Origin of the sequence: Quadrisphaera sp. RL12-1S (assembly GCF_014270065.1) — a bacterium.
Lineage (GTDB): Bacteria > Actinomycetota > Actinomycetes > Actinomycetales > Quadrisphaeraceae > Quadrisphaera.
The window spans coordinates 482,114-498,758 of the sequence record NZ_JACNME010000003.1 but is presented as its reverse complement, the minus strand read 5'-3'; the positions used below and the strand labels follow the sequence as shown (position 1 = coordinate 498,758).

Sequence of the window (16,645 nt, the reverse complement as noted above, 5' to 3'; positions counted from 1 at the left end):
AGCCTCCCCACCGAGCAGGCCGTTTCCCGCCACCACCGCCCAGCCCCGCCCGCACGGCTGGTGGGTGCAGCTTCCTTGATCGTCGCAACGGGAAAGTGCACGGGAAGTCCATGATCACGGCCGGAAAGTGCTTGGGAAGTCCATGATCACGGGGGGTCAGCGGGAGGGGGTGGGGGCGTCCTCGCCGTCGGGGTCCCGCGAGGCCAGGGCCGCGGCGCCGTGCTGGCCGCGCGGGGTCTGCTCCACCGCCTCCTCGCGCTGGCGCACCGCCGCCGCGTGCGCGAGCACCCCCAGGCACAGCCACATCAGACCTGACGTGTCGTTGAGGTCCGGGCCGCTGATGAGCTTGGTGAGCAGCGCCGCCGCCAGCGCCCACACCACCGGCCGGTACCCGCGCAGCGTCCACGTGCGCCGCACCAGCACCACCACGGCCGCCACGAACAGCACCGTGCCGATGAGCCCGACCGTGCTGAGCATCGCCGCGAGGAACGAGCTGGGCCGGTTGGACCCCAGCCCCACGCCGAACCCGAAGGTGTCCAGCACGATCCGGTAGGAGTCGCCGTCCGCGCTGGACCGGTCCCGGTAGGACGACGTGCCGACCTTCGCCGACACCTCCCCGGTGAGGAACGCCAGCACCAGCGGCACCACGAACGGCAGCACGGCCAGCGCGGCGGCGGCCCCGGAGACGCCGCTCAGCGTCAGCTCGCGCCGCGCGATGACCACCTCCACCAGCCACACGCCCACGGCCATGGCCACGAGCAGCGCGATGGACACGATGAACGTGGTGGAGGTGGAGATGGACCCGAGGAAGACGGCGATCGCCAGCACCACGCCCACGCCCACCCGGCGCAGCCCGCGCACCTGCGGCAGCCGCGCCGTCATGTAGGCGATGGTCACCAGGCACGCCACGGCGAGCCCGGCGGGCTCGGAGAAGATCCCGCGGAACCGGACGACCCCGCCGGGCGCCCCGTCGATGTACGCGAACGCGGGGGAGTTGTCGAAGAACCCGGTGGGGAACGGCACCCCGAGGTTCTTGCCGGCGTACGCCCACAGGCTCAGCACCATGGTCAGGCCCGCGGCCAGCCCCACCACCTGGGTGCGGGCGCCCGCCCCGCGGGCGAGCAGCACCACCACGGCCACCGACAGCACCGCGTAGACGATCTGCGCCTGGTTGGACGACGTCAGCGACCCCGCGCGCAGCTGGTTGGGCACCCCGCCGGCCGCGTACACGGTCATCCCGTCGAAGAGCAGCGGCGCGGCCACCGTCACCACCACGGCCCACACGGCGAGCAGCAGCAGCGGCGTGGTGCCCGGCGTCACCGGGTGCTCCAGGCGGCGGCGCGTGCGCGAGCGGTGCACCAGCTGCACGAACAGCACCAGCAGCGCGCCCAGCGCCACGAAGTAGAAGGTGGGCACCGCCGTGCTGCCCGCCACCAGCGCCGCCCCCGCGGGCGTCGCCCCGCCGAGGGCCAGGGCGGTGGCGTAGCGGTGCGGCTTCCACAGGCCGTACGCCACCACCGCCACCGCGATGAGCGTCAGCGTGGTCATGCGGCGCTCGTCACGCGCTCAGACGGCCCAGGCCTCGTCGGTGCGCGCGCCCACCAGCACCACGCCCACCGTGGGGGTGCCCGCGGCCGTCAGCGAGCCCGCGGCCCGCTGCAGCCCGGAGCGGGAGGTGCGCCCGGCGTCCGCCACCAGCAGCGTGGCGGTGGCGCGGGCCGCCACCACGCTGATCTCGGAGCGCTCCAGCGCCGGCGGGCACAGCAGCACGCGGTGGTCGTAGCCGCCGGTGAGCTGGTCGAGGGCGGCGCGCCCGTCGGCGGTGCCCACCAGGGCGGCGGGGGTGGTGCCGAGGTTCTCCGGCACCAGCCAGGACACGTCGTCCACCTCCCCGGCCATGACGGGCAGCTGCCCGCCCGGCCGAGCGCCGGCGACCGCGTCACCGCGCGCGCCCAGCGGGCGGCTCGGCGCGGTCAGGTCGATGACCAGCACGGACGCGCCGGTCTCGGACAGCGCCTGCGCCAGCCCGACCGCCACCTCCTCGGCGTCCTTCTCCGACGACGACGACACGCCCGCCACCGCCACCACGGACCGGTCCCCGCCCGGTCCGGCGGTGAGCACGGCGCGCAGCCGGCGCAGGCCCTCGCTGCGCTCCTCGTCCTGGCGGCCGCGGCGGCCGTACGGCAGCACCGAGACCACGCGCAGGCTGCGGGAGCGGGGCACGTCGGCGGCGGCGCGGATCTTGTCGTCCAGGGCCTGCCACAGCGCCAGCGCGATCACGCCGAGCGCCAGGCCCACCACCGCGCCGGAGAGCACGTCGTTGCGGGGGCGCGGGGAGTCGGCCACCTCGGGCACCTGCGCCACCTGCGTGGGCGTGATGACCACGGCCGAGCCGTCCACCGAGGGCGCCACCTGCTGGAGGGCGTCGGCCACGGCGTTGGCGCGCGCGGCGGCGTCCTCACCGGTGGAGGCGTCGGCGTCGATGTCGATGAGCGCCGTGTCCGTGCGCACCGTGACGTTGACGGCCTCCGCCAGCCGCTGGGCCGTGAGGCCGCCGCCGAGGGCCGACGCGGCCCGCTCGAGCACCGTCGACGACGCCGCCAGCCCGGCGTAGGTGGGGGCGCGCTGCACGCCGAAGGAGCTCACCTGCGCCAGGTCGCCCGGGGAGCTGTCACCGCTGGCGCTGACCACCACGGTGGCGCGGGAGAAGTACGTGGGCGTGGTCAGCGCCGCCACCCCCAGGCCACCGGCGGCGCCCAGCATGATGAGCGCGACGAGCAGCCACGCGCCGCGGCGCGCGAGGCGCACGTAGTCCTGGAGGATCAAGGTCACGTCCTGGGGTCGGGGCCGAGGGGGCGGCCGGGGCCGGCCGGAGGGGGCCTCACACGGGGGCAGCACCGGCTGGTCGCGGCCCAGTGGGCGTGCAGTGGTGACCATAGCAACGGCACCTGCGCACGGAGGGTCACCTCGGGAGAGACGACCGGGAGATCACCGCGGGATCACGGGGGCAGGTCGAGCACCCGCTCCGGGGTGTACCGCCGCCGCGCGGCGTCAGCGGCGGCGAGCAGGTTGCCGCGCAGCCGTCGTCGTCGTGACGCGCCCTGCGGGCCCCTGACCAGCGACAGCGCCGCGTTCTTGGCCACCCGCGGCACCACCTGCAGCAGGGTCATGCTCACCGCGAAGCTGCCCGCGTGGTGCAGGTACACCGGGTTCATGACCTGGGAGTAGCCCAGCCGCAGGTGCGCGGTGCGCCCGCCGGAGCGGACCCCGCGGTGCACCACGGCGCAGTCGGCCACCTGCGCGAGCGCCCCGTGCCGCTTGAGGCGCTCGGACAGGTCGCGGTCCTCCATCCACGCGTACAGCGGCAGCCGCTCGTCGAAGCGCTCGGCGTGCCCGTCCAGCCGGATGGCGAAGTTGCAGCCGTACAGGCCGCTGATGGGGTTCCACGCGCCGGTCGGGCCGGCGGCGTCCAGCGCCGCTTGGTGGGCGTCCAGCGCGGCCTCGGCGGCGTCGCGGCCGACCTCCTCCCCGGAGGCCCCGTCGAGCAGCACCCTCCCGGTGACGCCGACCACGCCGGGGTGGGCGTCCAGGAACGCCAGCGCCGCCCCGACGTACCCGGCGCCGACCACGGAGTCGTCGTCGAAGAAGAACGCGGTCCGCGCGCCGGGGGCCGCGGCCAGCGCGGCCGCCAGGCCCGCGTTGCGCTGGGCGGGCAGCCCGCGCGCGTGGGCGAGCACCACGCCGTCCGGCAGCCCCCCGGCGGGCAGGCTGGCGGCGTCGGGCACGCAGACCGCCACCACGAACCGCTGGTCGCGCTGGCCGGCCAGGTCGCGGACGGCGGTGCCCACCAGCTCGGGACGCCCGGCGGAGGCCAGGACGACGACGGCGACGGGCCCGCGCTCGCCGGGGAGAGCGGTCACCGGTCGGCCCGCCCGCGCGCCTGCGCGGCGGACGCCGCACCGCGCAGGTCCACCACCTGCTGCCGCGGGCTCGGCACCGGCGCGGAGCCCAGCACCTGCCGGTACGCGTTCGCGGTGAGCGCGGCCGTCCGGTCCCAGGAGAAGCCCGCGGCCCGCGCCAGGCCCAGCTCGCCGAGGCGGGCCCGCTGCGCCGCGTCCGCCACCAGCTGGTCGATGGCGTCGCGCAGCAGGTCCACCCGCAGCGGGTCGACGGCCACCGCCGCGGTGCCGGCCAGCTCCGCCAGCGCGCCCGCTGTGGACGTCACCACCGGCGCCCCGGCGGCCATCGCCTCCAGCACCGGGATGCCGAACCCCTCGTACAGGGAGGGGTAGACGAACGCGGTGCAGCGGCGCAGCAGCTCGTGCTTGGTGGCGGCGTCCACGAAGCCCAGCGGCACCACCGAGCGGCCCGCCGCCGCCAGCTCCGCCTGCAGGCCCGCCGCGTGCGCGAGCGCCGTGCCGGCCAGCAGCAGGTCGTGCGTGGAGCGCGCGCCGCTGCCCGCCCAGGCCTCCAGCAGCCGCCCGAGGTTCTTGCGCGGCTCCACGTTGCCCAGGTAGAGCACGAACGGGCGCTCCCGCAGCGGGCGCGGGTCCGCGCGCTCGCCCGGCGAGCCCGGCGCCCCGCCCGGGGGACCGACCGCCTCGGTGACCGCCAGCGGTGTCACCACCACCCGCTCCGGGCGCACGCCGCACAGCGACACCAGCTCGTCCTTGGTGAACTGCGACGGCACCAGCAGCACGTCGGAGCGGTCCACCTGCCAGCGCAGCGCCCGGCGCGACGCGGCGAGGTTGATGCGCGAGAACACGTGCGGCAGCCGCAGGAACGCCACGTCGTGCACGGTGCTCACCACGCGCGTGCGCCGCGGCAGCGACGGCAGCCGCTCGAAGTAGGTGCAGTGCACCAGGTCGGCGCGCAGGCCGAACGCGCTGGCCGGCACCACCGGCGCGTACGCCGCCAGCCCGTTGAACGCCTTGCGCGGCACAGGCCCGGGGCCCCGCACCGGCACGCCGGCGGGGGAGGGGGCGCTGCCGGCGGGCCCGTCGCCGACCACCAGCAGCTGCACGTCCAGGTCACCGGTGACCGGGTGCCCCGCGCCGGCGGCCAGCGCCGCGGACAGGTGCCACACGTACTGCCCGACGCCCGAGAGCCGCCCCCGCAGCGGGCGCCCGTCGAGCAGGACCGTCGGCCGGCTCACCGGGCGGTCACCGGAGCGCGGCGGAGCGGGGACGCCTCGGCGACGCTGCCGCGGGGAGCGATCGGTACACCTGCGAGTACGCCTCCGCCACGCCCGCGGGCGCGAAGCGGTGCAGGCCGTCGCGGCCGCGGCGGACGAGGTCGGCGCGGTGGGCGTCGTCGTCGAGCACCCTGCGCAGCGCCCGGGCCCACGCGGCGACGTCCCCGGCGGGCACCAGGTCACCGGCGCGCCCGTCGTCCAGGGCCTCCCGCAGGCCGCCCAGGTCGGAGGCCACCACGGGGGCGCCGGCCGCGCGGGCCTCCACCGCCACCAGCCCGAACGGCTCGTCGCGGGAGGGGATCGCCACCACCCGGCCCGCGGCCATCACCGCGCGGGGCTCGCGGGTGAAGCCGCACAGGTGCACGTGCCCGGAGGCCACCAGCGGCGCCGCCAGCTCCTCCAGCCACGGCTGGTCGCGGTTGCCGTAGGCGAACAGCTGCACCGGGTCGCCGTCGTCGACGAGCCTGCCCACCGCCTCCACCAGCACGTCCACGCCCTTGCGGCGGTGCAGCCCGCCCACGTAGACCACCGAGCGCTCCGCCAGCCGCGGCGCCGGGGCTGACGCCCCCGCGGGGGCCACGTCCAGGTCGACGGCGTTGTGGATCACCCGCAGCCGCTGCGCGGACCACGGCACCGTGCGGCGGAACCTGCCGCGCGCGGCCTCGGAGATGCACACCACCGCCGCGCACGCGGCCATGAGCGCGCTGGAGCGCTGGAACACGTTGTGCACCGTGGCCACGCTGCGGCGGCGCAGGTCGCGGGGGCCGACGGCCACGGCGAGGGCCGCGCGGCCGGTGTGCACGTGCACCACGTCCGGCCCCTCGGCGGTGAGGGCCGCCGCCAGGCGGCGGGCCGCCGGCGGCGTGGAGACCCGCTCGATGCGCCGGAAGCGCACCCCGAGGGCGGCCAGCTCGTCGTGGTAGCTGGAGGCGTCCACCTCCGAGGCGATGGTCACGTCCAGCCCGGCGGCGCGCTGCGCCACGGCCAGCACCCGCAGCATGTTGGTGATGCCGGTGCCGTTGTCCTGGAAGTCGTTGGTGACGTGGAGGACGTGCATCCTCACCTCGACCCGGCGGCCGGGGCCGCGGTCCCCAGCGGGGCGGGGCGGCGGTGGACCGCTGTGGCCGGGAGGCGGACCTCCCGGCGCGGCTCCGGCACCGGCGAGCCGTCGAGCACGCCGTCCACCACGTGCTGCATGGCCGCGGCGAAGCTGGCGCGGGAGAAGGTCAGCGCGTGCGCGCGGATGCGGGCCGGGTCCAGCGCGCCCGCGTCGAAGCCGGCCAGCGCCCGCGCCCACGCGTCCACCTCGCCGGCGGGGCCGGTGGGCTCCACCAGCTCCCCGGACAGGCCCGGCACCACCGTGTCGACGGCGCCCCCGGCTCCCGTGGCGATGACCGGCGCGCCGCAGGCCATGGCCTCCACCGGCACGATCCCGAAGTCCTCCACGCCCGGCATGAGCAGCGCGCGGCAGCGGCGGAACAGGTCGCGCAGCTCGGCGTCGCTGACCCGGCCCACGAAGGTGGTGCCCGGGCCGGCGAGGGCCTCCACCTCGGCGCGCGAGCGCCCGTCACCGGCCACCACCAGGCGCACCCCGGCCCGGGCGGCGGCGCGGACGGCCAGGTCGGGGCGCTTGTAGGGCACCAGCCGGCCGGCGAGGAGGAAGAAGTCCTCCCGCGGGGTGCGCGGGTCCGGGTGGTAGTAGTCGGTGTCCACCGGGGGCGCCACCACCTGCGCCTCGCGGCCCCACCAGCGGCGGATGCGGTCCGCCACGAACGTGGAGTTGGCCACCAGCGTGTGCACGCGGCGGGCGGCGCGGACGTCGAACGGCTTGAACGCCGCGGAGAAGGCCGCCAGCCCCGCCGCGCCCAGCCCGGAGCCCTCACCGGTGCGCATCGACGCCTCCCACACCCACCGCGCCGGCGTGTGCACGTAGGCGACCACCGGCACCGCGCTGGCGCTGCGCGCCAGCGCCACCTGCGTGGCGAAGGCGTGGTGGGAGGCGATGACGACGTCGGACGGCGCCAGCCGCAGCGACCGCATGGCCACCGGCAGCGCGGGCAGGAGGTGGGCGTAGGTGCTGCCGCGCAGCAGCCGGGACAGGCCCGTGCTGCGCAGGCGCCCCTCGAGGTCGGAGGGCAGCACGCCGGCGCTCGCGATCGGCGCGTGCAGCGGCGCGGACGGCCACTGCCGGGCGAGCGCCTCGACCACGGCCTCGGAGCCCGCGAACTCGGTGAACCGCTCGTGGACGATCGTGACGCGCGGCTGGGTCATCTGCGGGGGCCTTCCCGGGGCTCGGCAGCGGTTCTGCTCCGGGGCTGCCGCCGCCCTCGCCCCCCGGCGCCGTGGCCGCGGACCGAGGGCCGCGTCGCCCGTCGTCACCCCGCCGTCGAGGGACGGGTGACGCGACCAGCATGGACCATCCGGGTGGCCGACATCACGGAACGCTGTCAATCTGCCGCGCCGTGGTCCCAGCGCCACCTGCCGTCCACCCGTCGCCCACCCGCCGTCCACCCGTGGCGGGCGGGCCGGCCGTCAGCGGCGGTGCAGGACGGCGCGGACGGTGTCCTCGGCCACGTCGTCCCAGGTCCGCGCGGGTGCGGGCGGCGCGGAGGCGGCCCGGCGCGGCGCATCGGGGCGCAGGTGGTCGGCCACCGCGCGCGCCCACCCGTCCACGTCGAGGGCCGGCACGTGCAGCGCGCGGTCGCCGCTGACCTCCACCAGCGCGGCGTCGGTGCTGGTCACCAGCGGCGCGCCGAGGTCGAGCGCCTCCACCGCCGGCAGCCCGAAGCCCTCCACCAGGCTGGGGGCCAGCACCACGGCGGCGTTCTCGTAGCACCAGCGCAGCGCGGCGTCGTCCACGCCCTGCAGCTGCACCACGTGGCCGGAGGCCGCCAGCGCGGCGTGGTCGGGGCCGTACGCCTCGGTGCCCCACGCGGGCGGGCCGACCAGCGCGAGCACCGCGTCGGCGTGCTCGGGGTGCGCGCGCAGCGCCCGCGCCCACGCCGAGACCGCCGTCGCCACGTTCTTGCGCTGCGTGGTGTCGCCCACCACCAGCCCGAAGCGCCGTCCGGCGAGCACCTCCACGGGCGTCGGCTGCGCCTGCAGCAGCGCCGGGCTGGTGGCGGACAGCACCACCGACGTGCGCGGGGCCACCTGCGGGTGGTGGGCCAGCAGCCGGTCGCGGGTGGCCGCGCTGACGCAGACCACGGCGTCCGCCTGCCGGATCGAGGCGGCGTACGGGCGCTGCAGCAGCACGCGCTTGGCGGTGGGGAAGTCGGCGGGGCGGTCGGCGAGGATCATGTCGTGCACCGTGAGCGCGGTGCGGGCGGCGAAGCCCGGGGCGCGCTGCGGCACGAGGTGCTTGGACCCGTGGACGACGTCGAAGCCGCCCCGCAGCCGCCACCCCAGCACGAACCTCTCGTACGGCGGCAGCAGCGGGCCCGCGCGCCCGTCGAGCACCGCCGGCACGGCGTGCACGCGCGCCGGGCCGCCCACCAGCTCGGCCAGCGGCCCGGCGGCCGCGGCGGAGGTCAGCAGGTGCACCTCGACGTCGTCGCGGCGCTGCAGGGCCCGCGCCAGCTCCACCGTGTACCTGACGATGCCGCCCAGGCGCCCCGACGCCGGCACGTGCGTGGCCATGACGAGCCAGCGGGGCCGTCCTCCGGACGGCGCGGGGGAGGGCGCGGGCGTGGGAGCGGTCACGGGCCCACTGCCTACCACTGGTCCCCGTCGCGTGGCGCGCACGGCCGTGGTCGTCGCGGGCGCCACCAAGGTCCGCGGCTTGGCCCGATCTCCAGCGCGGGGTGCGGACGTAGGGTGACCGCCCATGGAGTTCCGGCGCATCCAGGGGCTGCCCCCGTACGTCTTCACCATCATCGACGGGCTCAAGCAGCAGGCGCGCCGAGCCGGCCGCGACGTCGTCGACCTGGGGTTCGGCAACCCGGACCTGCCCTCGCCGGCCACCGCCGTGGAGAAGCTGGCCGAGGCCGCGCACAACTCCCGCAACCACCGCTACTCCTCCTCGCGCGGGCTGCCCAAGCTCCGCGAGGCCGTGGCCGGGCTGTACCAGCGGCGCTTCGGGGTGCACCTCGATCCGGACACCGAGGTCATCAACACCATCGGCGCCAAGGAGGGCTTCTCCCACCTCATGTGGGTGCTGCTCCAGGCGGGAGACGCCGCGCTCGTGCCGTCGCCGTCGTACCCGATCCACATCTGGGGGCCGTACTTCGCCGGAGCCGACGTGCGCCAGGTGCCGATCGGACCCAAGGACGCCGACGGCGAGGCGCACGACTACGTCGAGAACGTCATGGAGGCGTGGGAGTACGGCTGGCCGAAGCCCCGCGTCGTCGTCCTGTCCTTCCCCCACAACCCGACGACGGCGGTCGTCTCGAAGGCGGACCTGCAGCGCCTGGTCGACTGGGCGCGCGAGCGCGACGTGGTGCTCGTGCACGACTTCGCCTACGCCGACACCACCTTCGACGGCTACCAGCCGCCGTCGATCCTCGAGTGCGAGGGCGCCAAGGAGGTGGCCGTCGAGCTGTACTCGATGACGAAGTCGTACTCGATGGCCGGCTGGCGCGTGGCCTTCCTCGTGGGCAACCGCGAGGTGGTGGCGGCCCTGGCCAAGCTCAAGAGCTACCTCGACTACGGCACCTTCCAGCCCATCCAGATCGCGGCGACCGTGACCCTCAACGAGGAGCTCGAGTACCCGCGGTGGACCTCCTCGGTCTACGAGTCGCGCCGCAACGCGCTGGTGGAGGGACTGGAGCGGGCGGGCTGGCCGCTGGAGAAGCCCCAGGGGACGATGTTCGCCTGGGCGCGCATCCCCGAGCCGTACGCGGAGCTGCGGTCGATCGAGTTCGCCAAGCTCGTGGTGCAGGAGTGCGACGTGGCGGTCTCCCCGGGCGTGGGCTTCGGACCTCAGGGCGACGACTACGTGCGCTTCGCGATGATCGAGAACGAGCAGCGGATCGCCCAGGCCGCCCGCCAGCTCAAGCGGGGCCTCACCAAGCTCGGCTGACGCCCCGACCTCCGCTCCCGCAGCCGAGCGCCTGGTCGCGGTCCGCGGCCGGGCGACGCGCCGGGGCGCAGCCTCCCGCGGTGCGGGGTCTGCGGCTGCGAGGGTCGGAGCATGCGGAGGTCTGCGCTCGCCGCGGTGCTCGCCGCCGCGGCGCTGGTGACCCCGCTCGCCGGAGCTCAGGCCGCCGGCCAGCCAGCCACCACCGCCACGGCGTCCAGCGGCAGCCCCGGAGCCCTGTCCGACGGCGCCCCGGGCGCCGGGCAGCTGGGCGCCGAGTGGTCCGCGAGCAGCGGTGACACCGCCCCCTGGGCGCAGCTGGCCTTCTCGGGCACCCGCCGCATCGCCAGCGTGCAGGTCTTCGGCTCCACCGCCGACGCCAGCGACCCGGCGCAGTCCACCGCCGCCGCCCTCTACGGCACGCTGCGCTTCTCCGACGGCTCGACCGTCGACGTGCCGGGCATCGCCGCCGGCGCCGCGATGCCCACCACCGTCGCCTTCACCCCGCGCTCGGTGACGTGGGTGCGCCTGGAGCTGCGCCGCCAGATCGCCTCCGCACCCGTGGCCCTGCGCGAGCTCACGGCCTACGACGCCGGCACCACCCCGCCGCAGTGGGCGGCCCCCGCGGGCTCGCCCACCTACGCGGTGACCCCCGCCCCCGCCAGCTGCTCGGCAACGACGACGAGCGCGGTCGCGCCGCCGCTCGCGGGCCGCCTGACCCTGGCGTGCCCGACGCCGGGGTCCAGCGCGGACGCCGCGGCCGTCGTCGTCGTGGACGCCCCCGCGGGCAGCCGGCTGACGGCGTGGCTGTCGGTGCCCAGCGCCTCCGCCCTCGACGTGCCGCTGCGCCGCGCGGCCACGGCCACCGCCGACGCGACGGGCCGCGCCGTGCTCACCGCCGACGTGCGGCGGCTGCCGCAGGGCCCCTTCGCGCTCAAGGTCACCGCGACGACGACGGCGGGCGCCGCGCTCGACCCGCTGTACGCCCAGCTCTTCCGCACCGGCGGGTCGCCGGCCTCCACGCCGTCGGCGCCGGCCGGGTCCAGCCCGCCCGCGGGGATGACGCTGCAGTACAGCGACGACTTCGACGCGCCGCTGTCGATCAGCGCCTCCGGCTGGGGCAGCCGGTACGCCGCGGTGAAGCCCGAGCCGTGGGGCGGCTCGCAGTTCGGTGACGCGCTCTTCGCCGACCCGGCCTGGGGCGCGGGCACGCTGGCCACGCTGCCCGGCGGGTACCTGCGGGTGCGGGCGCAGCCCGTCGGCGTCCTCGCGCCGAGGCAGACCTGGGGCCAGGCGCACGCCTCGGGCATCCTCTCCTCCCAGCTCTGGGGCGGGTCCGGCTTCAGCGCGCAGCACGGCTACTTCGAGGCGCGGATGCTCGGCGCTCCCGGGCCCGGCTCCTGGCCGGCGTTCTGGATGCTCAACAGCGCCAGCGGCACCGGGCGCGCCGACGGCACCGCCGCCGAGGTGGACGCGGTGGAGCTGTACGGCCACGACACCGACGCCGCCTGCCACACCACGCACAGCTGGGGCGCCGCCAAGACCGGTCAGAAGGCGTGCCAGGGGTACCCGGTCGACTGGGCGGCGCAGTGGCACACCTACGGGGTGCGCGTGCTGGACGGGGGAGCGGACTTCTACCTCGACGGCAGGAAGGTCGCCTCCCTCGGGGAGCTGTCGCACACCGACGAGCCCTTCTTCTTCATGCTCGACCTCGCCACCGGCGGGGGCTGGCCCGTCGACCTGGCCGCCACCGGCCAGACCACCGACCTCTACGTCGACTGGGTGCGCGTCTACACCTGAGCCCCGGGCCCGTCCGGACCAGGACGAGCGTCAGGACGCGCGGCGCACCTGGGCGATGCGCCGCCGCAGCGGCGCGGGGGCCACCGCTGCCACCAGCGCCGCGGCGGCTCGCGCCGACGGGGCCACGAGCAGGCTCCGCACCGCCTCGCCGCGCGCGGGCCCCGGCTGCTCCAGGCGCAGCAGGGCGATGGCCGAGGTCGCACGCCCCTCGGCCACCTGGTGGCGGAACGCCCGCCGGTACCCCGCCAGGCGCGGGTCCCGCGCGTAGGCGGACGCGCAGTGCGCCAGGGCGCGCCCGGTGCGCAGCTTGACCTCGGGCGCCTCGTGCCCGGCCGCGGCCACCGTGTTGGAGCCCGTGTGCATCCGCCAGCTCGCCAGGCGCCGGGGCACGTAGACGGCGGCGCCGCCCTCGCGGCACAGGTGGTACAGGGTGAAGTTGTCCCAGTAGTCGCCGGCGGCGGCGACGTCGTCCCAGTCCACGGCGCCGTTGCGCCACAGGGTGCCCAGCCCGAGGAACGTCGCCCGCCCCACCAGGGCCAGGTCGACGAACGGCTGGTGCACACCACCGGCCAGCTGCGCGCGGCCCTCCTCCTCGGAGCGCTTCTCCGTCTCCGGCTCGAGCACGCGGTCCTCCGCGTCCACCACCCGGTGGTCGCAGAAGGCCAGGACGGCTCCGGGGTGCTCCTCCAGCGCCGCGACGAGCACCTCGAGGTACTGCGGGTCGACCAGGTCGTCGTCGTGGACGTTGGTGACGTAGCGCCCCCGGGCCAGGCGCATCCCGTCGGTGACGTTGCGACCGATGCCGCGCTGGCGCTCCTGGCGGACCACGCGGATGCGCGGGTCGCCGAGGGCGTCGAGCAGGGGCGTCGGGTCCTGCGGGCTGTGGTCGTCGATGACCACCAGCTCCCAGTCCGCCAGGGTCTGGGCGCGCACGGAGGCCACCGCCCGCACCAGCATGTCGGTGCGGCGGTAGCTGGACATCACCACGCTCACAAGCGGGTGGGCGGGTCCGGAGCCTGCGGTCTCGGCGGCGGGTGCGGCCGCGGCCGCGGCTGTGGCTGGAGCCAGGTTCTGTGGTACCACTCGACCTCCCTGGACGGCAGCTGGAGCGGTGAGCCCGGTGCGCAGGGGAGCCTAGTCGTCGGGAACCAGGGGGGCCGCTGGTGGACATCACGCGAACGGGGGACAGCGGCGCGCTGCGGGTGACCACCCTCGCGCAGGGCTGGCCCGACGACAGGCCCGGCGGGCTGAACCGCTACGTGGCGGACCTGCACGCCGGGCTGGGCCGCGCCGGGGTGGACGAAGAGCTGGTGGTCTTCGGCCCGGCGGCCTCGGCGCCCGGGCGCGTGCGGCGCGCCGTCCCCGAGGACAGCGGCATGGCCGCGCGCCTGCTGTCGACGGCGCGCGAGGGCGTCGCCTCGGGCCGCGGCAGCGCCGTCGTCGTCTCCCACTTCGCGATGTACGGGCTGCTGCCGTCGCTGGTGCTGCGGCTGACGCGCCGCACCCCGCTGGTGGCGCACTTCCACGGACCGTGGGCGGGGGAGTCGGCCAGCTCCGGGGCCGGCAGGGCCAGCGCCGCGGCCAAGCAGCTGGTGGAGCGGGTGCACGTGCGGTCAGCGGCCGCGGTGGTCACCGCGTCGCGGGCCTTCGGCCAGCTGGTCCAGGACGTGCACGGCGTGCCCGCCTCCCGGGTCCACCCGATCCACCCCGGGGTGGACCTCGACCGCTTCCACCCCCTGCCGGAGCCCGAGCGGGCCGCGCTGCGCCGCCGGCTCGGCGTCCCCGACGGCGGGCGCCTGGTGGTGACGGCCCGCCGCCTCGTGCCCCGCATGGGCATCGACGTGCTCCTCCAGGCCTGGCCCGGCGGCCCCGACGACCGGCTCGTGGTGGTGGGCGACGGTCCCTCCCGGGCCGCGCTGGAGGCCGAGGCGGCCCGCCTGGGGCGGCCCGGCGTGGTCTTCGCCGGCAGGGTCGACGAGGAGGCGCTGGTCGCGCACTACCAGGCGGCCGACGCGGTGGTGGTGCCCTCCACCGCGCTGGAGGGCTTCGGCCTGGTGGTGCTCGAGGCGCTGGCGTGCGGGACCCCCGTGGTCGCCTCCGACCTCGGCGGCCTGTCGGAGGTGCTCCCGGGGCTCGACCCCACGCTCATGGTCCCCCCCGACGACGTCCCGGCGCTGCGCGCGCGCCTGCAGGCGGCGCTCGCGGGTGACCTGCCCGACCGCGCCGCGTGCCGCGCCACCGCGCAGGAGCACTCCCGGGAGGCGTTCGCCGCCGCCGTCGCCGCGGTCTACCGCCAGGTGGCGGCCGAGGCCGCCGAGCGCGGGGCCCGCCGTGCGTCCCGCCGTCCCGCGCCGGGCGCGGAGCGCGCCCGATGAGGGTCCTGCACGTGCTCAACGACCTGCGCGACGTGGGCAACGGCATCAACAACGTCACGGTGGACCTCGCCTGCGCCCAGGCCGGGCTGGGGCACGAGGTGGCCGTCGCCAGCTCCGGCGGTGAGCACGAGGCGCTGCTCGCCGCGCACGGAGTGCGGCACCTGCAGCTGCCGCCCCAGCCCCGCGACGCGCGCGGAGCGCTCCGCCTGGCGCGGTCCCTGGCGGGACACGTGCGGGCGACGTCCCCGCAGGTGGTGCACAGCCACAACCTCACCGGCGCCGTGGTCTCGGCGCTGCTGGAGCAGCTCGGCCGGGTGCGGCTGCTGCCGCGGTTCGCCACCGCCACCACCGTGCACCTGGAGGCCAAGCGCGGCGTGGAGCTGGTGTGGCTGGTGGACCGGGTGCTCTTCTTCAGCGCGGGCGCCCGCGACGCGCTGCGGGCCGGGGTACCGGGCCGGTGGCTGCCGGCCCGGCGCAGCCTGGTGCTGGAGCAGGGACCGCTGGGCGGGGCCCGCTCGCGCGCCCGGGCCGCGGCCTCCGAGCCCGCTCCCGTGCAGCGCCCCGCCGTCGTCACCGTCTGCGGTCTCTACCGCCACAAGGGCCTGTACGACCTCGTCGCCGCGTTCCGCCCCGAGACCACCCCCGCGCTCGCGTCGGCCCACCTCCACGTGGTGGGCGCCGGCCCGGAGCGCGCCGGGCTGGAGGCGGCCGTGGCGGAGGCCGGGCTGGCCGACCGGGTGCACCTGGTGGGGTTCGACCCCGACCCGCGGCGCTGGATGACCGCCGCCGACGCGTTCGTGCTGGCCAGCCGCTCCGAGCCGGCGGCGCTCGTGCTCGCCGAGGCGCGCGACTGCGGCGCGCCGGTGGTGACCACGGACCTGCCCGGCAGCCTGACGATGGTGGAGGGCGGCGCCGCCGCGGTGGTGGTGCCCCCGGGCGACCCCGCCGCGCTGGGGGCCGGCATCGCCCGCGTGCTGCACGAGCCGGGCCTGGCCGCCGCCCTGGTGCGCCGCGGGGCGCAGGGCCTGGACCGGCTGCGCATGGAGCGGTACGCGGCTGACGTGGTGGCGGTCTACGCCGACCTCGTCGGCGGCCGCACCCGCACCCGCTGACGTCCCCCGCGCGGGAGCGGCCGGTGTCCCCCGAGCGGGAGCGCCGTCGCGGGGCAGCGCCGCGGGGTCACCCGAACAGCGCAGTCCCGCGTCAGGGGGCTCAAGATCGCTGTGGTCTCATGACCGGCACCAGCGGGGGCGCACGGGGACCTCGCGCGCCTCGAGGAGCCACCGGTGGCCGACAGCGGACGTCCCAGGGTCAGCGTGTGCATGCCGGCCCACCGGGACAGCCACTACCTGCGCGAGGCGCTCGACAGCGTGCTCGCCCAGACCGAGGCTGACCTCGAGGTGGTGGTCACCGACAACAGCGGCGGCGCGCTGCGCCCCGCGGTGGAGGCCGCCGCCGACCCGCGCGTGCGCTACTCCGCCAACGAGCGCAACCTCGGCATGGCCGACAACCACTGCCGCGCCATCGACACCTCCACGGGCGACCACGTCGCCTTCATGCACGACGACGACGGGTGGGACCCGGGCTACCTGCGCAGCGCGGTGCAGGTGCTCGACGCCGACCCCACCGTGGGCGTGGTCATCACCGGCGCCCTCGAGATCGACGAGGAGGGCCGCCCGCTGGGCCGCCGCCCCTCCCACCTCGTGCCCGGCCCCCAGCCCGACTCCGTGGCGGCGCTGCTGACCCGCGCCGAGCAGATGATCCTGCCCACCGCGGCGGTGTTCCGCCGCGAGGCGCTGGCCGCCAACACCCGCCCCTGGCCGCAGGTGGACGCGGCGGACCTCACGATGTTCCTCGACGCCGCCCGCGCCGGGTGGCGCGTGCACTACGTCGAGTCCCCGCTGGTGCGCTACCGCATCCACTCCGGGCAGATCGTGGGGGACGAGATCGCCCACCGCACCGCGCTCGTCACGGTGTGGGACCGCTACACCTTCCCCGACCCCCGCCACGAGAGCGCCCGCCGCCAGCTGCTGGCGCGCTGCCTGGTGGCCCGGGCCGGCGCGTACGTGCGCAAGTCGCGCACGGCGGACGCCCGCCGCGACCTGGTGCGCGCCGTGCGCACCGACCGCGCGGCGCTGCGGCCGCGCACCGCCGTGCTGCTCGTGCTCAGCGTCCTGCCGCAGCCGGCCATCGCTCTGGCGCACCGCGTCTGGCACCGGTTCTACGACCCGTCAGCGCACCGCCACGAGATGTGAGGTC

The 16,645-nt window shown here is 77.0% G+C and carries 13 protein-coding genes; 5 read left to right on the top strand and 8 right to left on the bottom strand.

The genetic code is table 11. The features are described from left to right. Nucleotides 1–156 precede the first annotated feature (156 nt). From H7K62_RS08480 to H7K62_RS08450, 7 genes are all read right to left on the bottom strand, one after another. Nucleotides 157–1,548, bottom strand: a complete 1,392-nt coding sequence (locus H7K62_RS08480; protein WP_186717468.1) for a hypothetical protein — start codon at nucleotides 1,546–1,548, stop codon at nucleotides 157–159. 18 nt (nucleotides 1,549–1,566) lie between these two features. Beyond that, a complete protein-coding gene (locus tag H7K62_RS08475; RefSeq protein WP_186717467.1) occupies nucleotides 1,567–2,826 on the bottom strand; it encodes a lipopolysaccharide biosynthesis protein in 1,260 nt (419 codons plus the stop codon). A 173-nt stretch (nucleotides 2,827–2,999) separates the two neighbouring features. Beyond that, nucleotides 3,000–3,920: a glycosyltransferase family 2 protein gene (locus H7K62_RS08470; protein ID WP_186717466.1), complete on the bottom strand. Its 921-nt coding sequence runs from the start codon at nucleotides 3,918–3,920 to the stop codon at nucleotides 3,000–3,002. Further along, nucleotides 3,917–5,155 (bottom strand): glycosyltransferase family 4 protein, encoded by a 1,239-nt coding sequence (locus H7K62_RS08465; protein ID WP_186717465.1) that lies wholly within the window; start codon nucleotides 5,153–5,155, stop codon nucleotides 3,917–3,919. Before H7K62_RS08465 ends, H7K62_RS08470 begins: the two co-directional genes overlap by 4 nt. 7 nt (nucleotides 5,156–5,162) lie before the next feature. Next, a complete protein-coding gene (locus H7K62_RS08460; RefSeq protein ID WP_186717464.1) occupies nucleotides 5,163–6,251 on the bottom strand; it encodes a glycosyltransferase family 4 protein in 1,089 nt (362 codons plus the stop codon). Nucleotides 6,252–6,253: 2 nt separating this feature from the next. Next, complete coding sequence (locus H7K62_RS22270; protein WP_186717463.1) at nucleotides 6,254–7,465, bottom strand: glycosyltransferase; 1,212 nt, start codon at nucleotides 7,463–7,465, stop codon at nucleotides 6,254–6,256. 261 nt (nucleotides 7,466–7,726) lie between these two features. After that, on the bottom strand, nucleotides 7,727–8,896 hold the full coding sequence (locus tag H7K62_RS08450) for a glycosyltransferase family 4 protein (protein WP_222437243.1): 1,170 nt from the start codon (nucleotides 8,894–8,896) through the stop codon (nucleotides 7,727–7,729). 124 nt (nucleotides 8,897–9,020) lie between these two features. On the opposite strand from H7K62_RS08450, the gene H7K62_RS08445 reads away from it, so the two are divergent. Together H7K62_RS08445 and H7K62_RS08440 are read left to right on the top strand one after the other, a co-directional pair. Further along, nucleotides 9,021–10,214 carry an aminotransferase class I/II-fold pyridoxal phosphate-dependent enzyme gene (locus H7K62_RS08445; protein ID WP_186717462.1) on the top strand — a complete coding sequence of 398 codons (1,194 nt, stop codon included), beginning with the start codon at nucleotides 9,021–9,023 and terminating at the stop codon, nucleotides 10,212–10,214. Nucleotides 10,215–10,325: 111 nt separating this feature from the next. Beyond that, nucleotides 10,326–12,011 carry a family 16 glycosylhydrolase gene (locus tag H7K62_RS08440; RefSeq protein WP_186717461.1) on the top strand — a complete coding sequence of 562 codons (1,686 nt, stop codon included), beginning with the start codon at nucleotides 10,326–10,328 and terminating at the stop codon, nucleotides 12,009–12,011. A gap of 30 nt (nucleotides 12,012–12,041) precedes the next feature. Here H7K62_RS08440 and H7K62_RS08435 read toward each other — a convergent pair whose 3' ends face one another. Beyond that, complete coding sequence (locus H7K62_RS08435; protein ID WP_458334874.1) at nucleotides 12,042–12,998, bottom strand: glycosyltransferase family 2 protein; 957 nt, start codon at nucleotides 12,996–12,998, stop codon at nucleotides 12,042–12,044. 176 nt (nucleotides 12,999–13,174) lie between these two features. Between H7K62_RS08435 and H7K62_RS08430 the strand changes: the two genes are divergently transcribed. From H7K62_RS08430 to H7K62_RS08420, 3 genes are all read left to right on the top strand, one after another. After that, complete coding sequence (locus H7K62_RS08430; protein ID WP_186717459.1) at nucleotides 13,175–14,386, top strand: glycosyltransferase family 4 protein; 1,212 nt, start codon at nucleotides 13,175–13,177, stop codon at nucleotides 14,384–14,386. Continuing rightward, nucleotides 14,383–15,498, top strand: a complete 1,116-nt coding sequence (locus tag H7K62_RS08425) for a glycosyltransferase (RefSeq protein WP_186717458.1) — start codon at nucleotides 14,383–14,385, stop codon at nucleotides 15,496–15,498. The genes H7K62_RS08430 and H7K62_RS08425 overlap by 4 nt, the downstream gene beginning before the upstream one ends. Before the next feature lie 174 nt (nucleotides 15,499–15,672). Next, nucleotides 15,673–16,641 carry a glycosyltransferase family 2 protein gene (locus tag H7K62_RS08420; RefSeq protein ID WP_186717457.1) on the top strand — a complete coding sequence of 323 codons (969 nt, stop codon included), beginning with the start codon at nucleotides 15,673–15,675 and terminating at the stop codon, nucleotides 16,639–16,641. Nucleotides 16,642–16,645 lie beyond the last annotated feature (4 nt).